5 protein-coding genes, 1 pseudogene and 1 riboswitch are annotated in these 7,510 nt (G+C 72.0%); of the genes and pseudogenes, 2 read left to right on the forward strand and 4 right to left on the reverse strand.

What is annotated here, in order from left to right:
- Positions 1–1,141: pseudogene (locus tag RDU12_RS09905) on the reverse strand (DNA mismatch repair protein MutS); the annotation flags it as partial.
- A 98-nt stretch (positions 1,142–1,239) separates the two neighbouring features.
- A riboswitch (cobalamin riboswitch) is annotated at positions 1,240–1,379 on the forward strand.
- Between the two features lie 159 nt (positions 1,380–1,538).
- On the opposite strand from RDU12_RS09905, the gene RDU12_RS09910 reads away from it, so the two are divergent.
- The gene (locus RDU12_RS09910) at positions 1,539–3,377 is read left to right on the forward strand and encodes a TonB-dependent receptor domain-containing protein (protein WP_308684539.1); all 1,839 of its coding nucleotides are present in this window, start codon (positions 1,539–1,541) and stop codon (positions 3,375–3,377) included.
- Here RDU12_RS09910 and RDU12_RS09915 read toward each other — a convergent pair.
- The 3 genes from RDU12_RS09915 to RDU12_RS09925 all read right to left on the reverse strand — a co-directional run bounded on the left by RDU12_RS09915 (position 3,361) and on the right by RDU12_RS09925 (position 6,739).
- The gene (locus RDU12_RS09915) at positions 3,361–4,266 is read right to left on the reverse strand and encodes an aldo/keto reductase (protein WP_300293445.1); all 906 of its coding nucleotides are present in this window, start codon (positions 4,264–4,266) and stop codon (positions 3,361–3,363) included. The two genes, RDU12_RS09910 and RDU12_RS09915, sit on opposite strands and share 17 nt — an antisense overlap.
- An 88-nt stretch (positions 4,267–4,354) precedes the next feature.
- Positions 4,355–6,223 carry a DNA helicase RecQ gene (recQ, locus tag RDU12_RS09920; RefSeq protein WP_308684540.1) on the reverse strand — a complete coding sequence of 623 codons (1,869 nt, stop codon included), beginning with the start codon at positions 6,221–6,223 and terminating at the stop codon, positions 4,355–4,357.
- 54 nt (positions 6,224–6,277) lie between these two features.
- Positions 6,278–6,739, reverse strand: coding sequence for an OsmC family protein (locus tag RDU12_RS09925; RefSeq protein ID WP_300292790.1), 462 nt, complete (start codon positions 6,737–6,739; stop codon positions 6,278–6,280).
- 114 nt (positions 6,740–6,853) lie between these two features.
- Between RDU12_RS09925 and rpe the strand changes: the two genes are divergently transcribed.
- Positions 6,854–7,510: ribulose-phosphate 3-epimerase (rpe, locus tag RDU12_RS09930; RefSeq protein ID WP_308684541.1), on the forward strand; the 657-nt coding region annotated here is incomplete at its 3' end.

The following is a 7,510-nucleotide window of genomic DNA, read 5'->3' on the forward strand; positions in this document are numbered from 1 at the left end:
CGTGTCGCGGCTGGCGCTGGGACGCGGCCCGGGCCACGTCCGGCGCCGCCTTCAACCCGTCGCGCAGGTTGCGCCGCAGGTCGCGCCGCTCCAGCAGCCATTCAACCGCGTCCAGTCCGTGATTGATGGCGACCGGATCCCGCAGCGGCCGGGCGATCCGCTCGGCCAGGGCCCGCGCCCCGCCCGAGGTCACGGTGCGGTCGATGCAGGCCAGCAACGACCCCTCGCGTTCACCGCGCTGGGTGCGGTCGATCTCGAGGCTGAGACGGGTCGCCGGATCGATGGCCAGAAAGCCGGTGTCGCCCGAGCGGCGCGGCGGAGACAGGGCCGGAATCTTGCCGGCCTGGGTGGTCTCCAGATAGGCGGCGATGAGTCCCAGCGCCGAGACTTCGCCCTCCTCGAAGGCGCCGTAGCCGTCCAGCGAGGCCACGCCGTACAACCGCTCGACCCGGGCCCGCGCGCCGACCGGTTCGGCCAGAGCCTGCGGCAGGGCCTGGACCACCCCGCCCGACCCGTCCAGCGCCGCTTTCGCCGCCTCGTCCGAGAACAGCCGGTCGGGCACCAGCACCTCGGACGGCCGGAACGAGGCCAGGGTCGCGGCCAGATCCTCCAGCGAACAGGCGACGACATCGACCGACCCGGCCGACAGCTCGACCACGGCCACCGCCGCCCGGCCCTTGCGGATCGCCACCGCCGCCAGCCGGTTGGCCCCGCGGGCGTCAAGCAACGAGTCCTCGGTCAGGGTGCCGGGCGTGACGACGCGGACGATGTCGCGATGGACCACCGCCTTGGAGCCGCGCTTCTTCGCCTCGGACGGCGCCTCCAGCTGTTCGCAGATCGCCGCCTTGAAGCCCTGGCGGATCAGCCGCGCCAGATAGCCGTCCAGCGCGTGCACCGGCACCCCGGCCATCGGGATGTCCTCGCCCTGGTGCTTGCCCCGCTTGGTCAGGGTGATGCCCAGGGCCGCCGCGGCGATCTCGGCGTCCCTGAAGAACAGCTCGTAGAAATCGCCCATGCGGAAGAACAGGATGGCGTCCGGCGCCTGGGCCTTGGCGGCCAGGAACTGCGCCATGACCGGCGTCACGCCTTCGGCGGACGGCAGGTCGGCGGCTTTTGGCGGATGGGCAAGGGGGGCGTTCATCTGAGCGCCGCAAGGTGACGGAATGCGGGGGCGCGCTCAAGCGGCGTCTGGCGCCCTTGCACAGGCTTCGCCGCGCTGCGACAAGCGGGCAGGCGGTTTAGGGAACGCGGTCAGACACCGCGGCTGTGCCCGCAACTGTAGGCGGCGAGATCGTCGTCCGATCCGGAGTTCGCTCCGGCGCCACTGGGAAACCGGGAAGGCGTGGACCGCGATCGTTGACCCGCAAGCCAGGAGACCTGGCCGCCGACGTCGCACGTCCACTGCCCGGGACCAGGCAGAGGCGCGGTGATCCGTCGAGGCGACCCGACACTTGCGCCGTTCCTTTCGGGACGGGTCGGTCGCCCTTTCCTGACGTCGCCGCGACGCGCTCGCGCGGGGACGACGGAGACATCGCCCCATGCGATCCCTGCTTCTCGCCACGGCCGCGGCCGTATCCCTGCCCCTGCCGGCCCTCGCGGCCCCGGACGGGTCCGACATCCCCGACCCGCTGGACGAGGTCGTGGTCACCGCCACCCGCCTGACCTCCATCGTCGCCGACACCCCCGGCGCCCGGGTCATCGACCGCCAGACCATCGAGCGCCGCGGCGCGGTCTTCGCCACCGACATCCTGTCGGACGTGCCCGGCCTGTCGGTGGTCCGCTCCGGGGCCTTCGGCGGGGTCGCCCAGGTGCGGATGCGCGGCGCCGCGCCGGGCAAGACCCTGGTCCTGATTGACGGCGTCCCGGTCAACGACGCGGCCGAGGTCAACGGCGCCTTCGACTTTTCGGGACTCGAGCTGTCGGACATCGAGCGGATCGAGGTGCTGTCGGGACCGCAGTCGTCGCTGTGGGGCTCGGACGCCATCGGCGGGGTGATCGCCTTCACCACCCGGGATCTGGACGGGCTGGACGCCGGTCTGGAGGCCGGGTCGTTCAGCACCGTTCGCGGCCGGCTGGCGGCGGGCGTCTCGACCGAACAGTACGGCTTCGGCGCCTGGGTCTCGTGGTTCGACACCGACGGCATCTCGGCCGCCGATGAGGCGGACGGCAATCCCGAGGCCGACGGCTTCGCCTCGACCACCGCCGGGGCCCGCGGCCGCTACGCTTTCAGCGGGACGGCGTCCGTGGAGGGCTCGTTGCGCTGGACCGACAGCGAGGTCGAGCTCGACGGCTATCCGGCCCCAGTCTTCGTCCTGGCCGACACCGCCGACAGCCAGACGGTCGAACAGGGCTCCGGCTTCGGCCGGCTGCGCCTCGAGGCCTTAGGCCTCTCCCACCAGTTCAGCGTCTCCGCCTCGGACATCCGGCGCGAAACGGTTTCGGCCTTCCCCTCGACCTTCGAGGCCGACCGGCAGGCGTACCGCTGGCAGGCCGACGGCGAGGCGGCGGGTGTCGCCTTCGTCATCGGAGCCGAGCGCGAGGAGACCGAAGGCAGCCTGTCGACCGGACTGACGGAAGGCTTCGGCGTGACATCGGCCTTCGTCACGGCCCGCGTCGAACCGGTCGACCGGTTGAGCCTGTCCGGGGCCGTACGCCTCGACGACACGGACGACTTCGGCTCGAAGACGACAGGGCGGGTCTCGGCGGCGTTCGACGCCGGCGGCGGCGTCACCCTGTCGGCGGCCTGGGGCACGGGCTTCAAGGCCCCGTCGATCAGCCAGGCAGTGTGCGACTACTGTTTCTCGTCGCAACCCTTCCCGGTGCTGCGGCCGGAGACGGCGACCGGCCATGAGGCGGCGATCGGCTGGGCCTCGTCCGACGGGCGCTTCGAGGGCCGCGCCACGGCCTATCGGCTCGAGGTCGAGGATCAGATCACCTGGGTCTTCGATCCGGCCACCTTCGACAGCTATTACGTCAACGTCGCCGAGACGGCGACCGACGGACTCGAGCTGGAGGGACGGGTCCGGCTGGGCGGCGGGTTCGACCTGGACCTCTCCTGGGCCTGGACCGACGCCCGCGACGAGACCACCGGCGCCCGCCTGCTGCGGGTCCCCGAGCAGGCCGGTTCGGCCACCCTCGGCTGGTCGGGCGAACGGCTGTCGACGGCCCTCACCGTGCGGGGCGAGAGCGATCAGGACGACGCCGGCGGGGTCCGCGAGGCCTTCGTCACCGCCAATCTGAACGGTTCATATGCGCTGACCGACACGGTCACGCTGACGGCGCGGATCGAGAACCTCGCCGACGAACGGTATCAGCAGGTGTTCGGCTATGGAGAACCCGGCCGTTCCGGCTATGTCGGGGTCAGGCTGCGCTACTGATGCGGCGCGAGCCGGCGGCGGCGACCGTCGCCGGCTCCAGCTGCAGGGCGGCCCAGTCGAGGGCCGGAGTCGGGGCGTTGGCGGCCGCCACGACCGCGCGCAGTTCGGCGGCCGAGGCGACGCTGGCGATCACGGCCGACACCTCCGGCAGCCCCATGGCGTAGGCCAGGGTGGCCTGCATTGGATCGATCCGCGCCTCGGCGAGACGGCGGCGGATGCGCGACAGGGCGTGGGCCTGGCCGGCCATCTCCGGCGGCAGCGGTTCGCCGCTGATGAACAGCAGGCCGTCGGCGAACACCGAAGTGGCGTGAACATCGACGCCCAGGGCGGCCAGCTCAGCCAGCACGCCGGCGTGCTGCATGCGCTGATCGAGCAAATTGATCGGCAGTTCGACGACGTCCGGCTGGAACCGGCGCGCCAGCAGGGCCGGGCCGTCATCGATACGGGCCCGAAAGCCGATGCGTCGATAGAGGCCGCGGGTCTTGAGCGCCTCCAGCCGGTCCCACAGGGCGCGGCCCTCGGCCCCGGCCAGGTCGCCGGCGCAGTTGACCAGCAGGGTGTCGCCGCGCGGCAGGCCGAGCCGCTCCAGCGACCGGCGGGCGCGGGCCTCGACCCGGTCGACGCCGTCGGTGATCGAAACGGTGCGGACCGTGACCTGGAAGGGCGAGGGGAAGGGCCAGGCCTGGCCCAGCCGCCGCTCGCCATCGCCGTCCGGCTTGGTGGCCACCAGGGTGACCCCCGCGTCGGCGGCGGTCTGCAGCAGGAATCGCAGCGCCTCCTCGCGCGCGCCCGCGGGCAGCGGGGCGTAGGAATTGACCGCACGCACGGGCTCGTGGACGACGGCCACGGCCAGTTTGTCGATCGGGGAGGGGGAGCGATTGGGGATCACCGCCGGACTGTGACGTTGAAAGTTTAAGGCCCCCCTTCCGAGACCTTGACCGAATCTTACCAGCGGAACGGCGGTTACCCGTTTTGGGTCAGGCGGCGGCCTGGCCGAGGGCCTGAAGTACGCCCGCGCCATACCGGTCTAATTTGGTCTGACCGACGCCCGGAATATGGGCCAGCCGCTCCAGATCGCCCGGCTCCGCGAGGGCGATTTCCAGCAGGGTCTTGTCCTGGAAGATCACATAGGGCGGCACCCGCTGTTCGGCCGCGCGCTCGCGTCGCCAGGCCCGCAGGGTCTCGAACCGGGCGCGCACGTCCGCGTCCATCGACTCCAGCGCCGCGTTGCGTCCGGTGCGCACTCTTTCACGCGTCGCCCCCGCGCGGGCCGGCGCCCGGCGGACCTCGATCGGCCGCTCGCCGCGGTAGACCGCCCGCACCGCCTCGGGATCGCCGAGTCTGACCAGCGGCTTCCCCTCGTTCGGGTCCTCGACCAGCAGACCCTCGAACATCAGATGATCGAGCACGTCGCGCCATGTGTGCAGGGCGGTGTCGGCGCCGATGGCCCAGGTCGACAGCGCCGTCTCCCAGGGCTGGGCGTCCTTCGTCTTGCCGAGCAGATGGTCGACGACCCGGCCCCGGCCGAAGCGCTCGCCCAGCCGCTGCACCGCCGCCAGCGCCTTCTGGGCCTGCACCGTGGCGTCGAACATCGCCGGCGGGTCCTGGCAGATGTCGCAGACGCCGCACGGCTCCGCCTCCGCCTCGCCGAAGTAGCGCCGCACGGCCTGCGGCCGGCACACCGCGCCGTCCAGCATGGCGAACAGCTGGCGCGCCTTTCTGACCTGCACCGCCTTGACCTCTTCCGCCATCGGTCGGCCCTCGAGCCGGCGCAGCGTCCAGGCGATGTCGGACGGGCCATACAGGGTGATGCCCTCGGCCGGGTCGCCGTCGCGGCCGGCCCGGCCGATCTCCTGCCAGTAGGCTTCCAGGGACCCCGGCGGATCGGCATGGATGACGAAGCGTACGTCGGCCTTGTCGACCCCCATGCCGAAGGCGATGGTCGCCACCATCACCGCCCCGTCCTCGGCCAGGAACCGCTCCAGCCGGCGGTCGCGGTCCCGCGCCTCCATGCCGGCGTGATAGGCGATGGCGTTGGTCCCGGCGTCGCGCAGCGCCTGCGCCACCCGCTCGCAGCCGTCGCGCGAGCCGCAATAGACCACGCCCGACTTGCCGCGCCGCTGGCGCACCAGTTCGATGACGGCGGCGTCGGTGCGGGCCCGCGATCCGTTCTCCTTGCGCACCGCCGCCAGCTGCAGGTTCGGCCGGGCGAAACTGTCGACCACGATCCGAGCCTCGCCGAGCCGTAGTGAGCGGACGATGTCCTCGCGGGTGCGGGCGTCGGCGGTCGCCGTGACCGCGATCCGCGGCACGCCGGGGAACAGTTCCGCCAGCCGGCCCAGGGTCCGGTAGTCCGGCCGGAAGTCGTGTCCCCACTGCGAGACGCAGTGCGCCTCGTCGATGGCGATCAGCGACAGGGGCAGGTCATGCAGCCGGTCTATCAGGTGCGGCTGGGCCAGTCCCTCGGGCGAGACATAGAGCAGGTCCAGCTCCCCGGCCCGGGCGGCGCGCCAGATCTCGGACCGGTCGTCCAGAGACACGCCGGAATCGAGCCGGGCCGCCGCCACGCCCTGCTGCTTCAGCGCCTCCACCTGATCGGTCATCAGGGCGATCAGCGGCGAGACCACCAGCCCCAGGCCGGGTCGGAGCATGGCCGGGATCTGGTAGCAGACGCTTTTGCCCCCGCCGGTCGGCAACACCGCCAGCACGTCGCGGCCGGCCAGGACCTCGGCGACCACCTCGGCCTGCCGCCCCCGGAAGTCGGTATGGCCCCAGACCCGCTCCAGCGTCGCGCGCGCATCGGCCAGGGACGGTGGGGCGGCGAGCAGGGTTGAGTCGGCGGGCATCGCCGCCTTGTGCCTCATTTGTTCCGGACTGTGAACGGCTGACCGGCGGTTCGTTCAGCGCGGCTCGATGGTGATCGCGGCCCGGATCGAATTGGCGATGTAGCAGGCCTCGTGGGCGCGGTGATGCAGGTCGTCCAGGGCGGCGGCGTCCGGCCGCGCCTCGCCCGAAAAGACGACTTCGGGCCGCAGGGTGACCGCCGTGATCGACATCCGGCCGCGGTCGTCCCGACCCAGCACGCCGACGGCGTCGTCGCGGTAGCGGTCGACGACGAACCCGCGCTTGGCCGCATAGGCGAGGAAGAACAGCATGTGACAACTGGACACGGCGGCGACGAGCGCCTCCTCCGGATCGACCGCCGCCGGGTCGGACATCGGCGCCGGCACGCTGGACGGCGCGGGCGAGCCGCGCACCACCGCGCCGCCGTCGAAGCGCCAGTCGTGGGCGCGGTCGTACTGGTTGTCGGAGAAGGTTTGGCCGTTCCGGCTCCATTCGACGGTGGCGAGGTGTTCACTCATGATGTGTCTTCTGCGGGTCCGATGGGGCGATGGGCCAAGCGTAGCCGCAGCCGGCGTCGGCCGAAACCCGGGCCGCGCCTTGCTACGGCCCGCGACCCGCCTTATCCCCGGATCATGCCCGCCCCCCTGATCTGCCCCTCCATCCTCGCCAGCGACTTCGCCCGCCTGGGCGAGGAGGTCGCCGCCCTCGAGGCCGCCGGCGCCGACTGGGTCCATGTCGACGTCATGGACGGCCATTTCGTGCCCAACATCACCCTCGGCCCGGACGTGGTGAAGGCGCTGCGCCCACACACGACCCTGCCGTTCGACGTCCATCTGATGGTCGCGCCGGTCGATCCCTGGCTGGAGGCCTATCGCGAGGCCGGGGCGGACTATCTGACCGTCCATCCCGAGAGCGGGCCCCACCTGCACCGCACCCTCGGCCGCATCTGCCAGCTGGGGGCCAAGGCCGGCGTGGTGCTCAATCCCGGCACGCCGCTGACGGTGCTGGAGGAGGTGATCGACCTCGTCGATCTGGTGCTGCTGATGTCGGTCAATCACGGTTTCGGCGGCCAGTCCTTCATTCCCTCCACCCTGCGCAAGATCGAACGCGCCCGCGCCCTGCTCGACGCCGCGGGATCGAAGGCGCACCTGCAGGTCGACGGCGGGGTCACCGCCGCCAACGCCGGGGCCTGCGTCGCCGCCGGAGCCGACGCCCTGGTCGCGGGCACGGCGGTGTTCCGGGGCGGCCCGCCCGCCTATGCCGACAACATCCGGGCGCTGAAGGCCGCC

Source organism: Brevundimonas sp., assembly GCF_031082345.1.
Lineage (GTDB): Bacteria > Pseudomonadota > Alphaproteobacteria > Caulobacterales > Caulobacteraceae > Brevundimonas.

Coding starts and splice junctions, on each gene's coding strand:
- RDU12_RS09925 (WP_300292790.1), bottom strand. CDS start 6,739: ATGAGTGAACACCTCGCCACCGTCGAATGGAGCCGGAACGGCCAAACC.
- RDU12_RS09910 (WP_308684539.1), top strand. CDS start 1,539: ATGCGATCCCTGCTTCTCGCCACGGCCGCGGCCGTATCCCTGCCCCTG.
- recQ (WP_308684540.1), bottom strand. CDS start 6,223: ATGCCCGCCGACTCAACCCTGCTCGCCGCCCCACCGTCCCTGGCCGAT.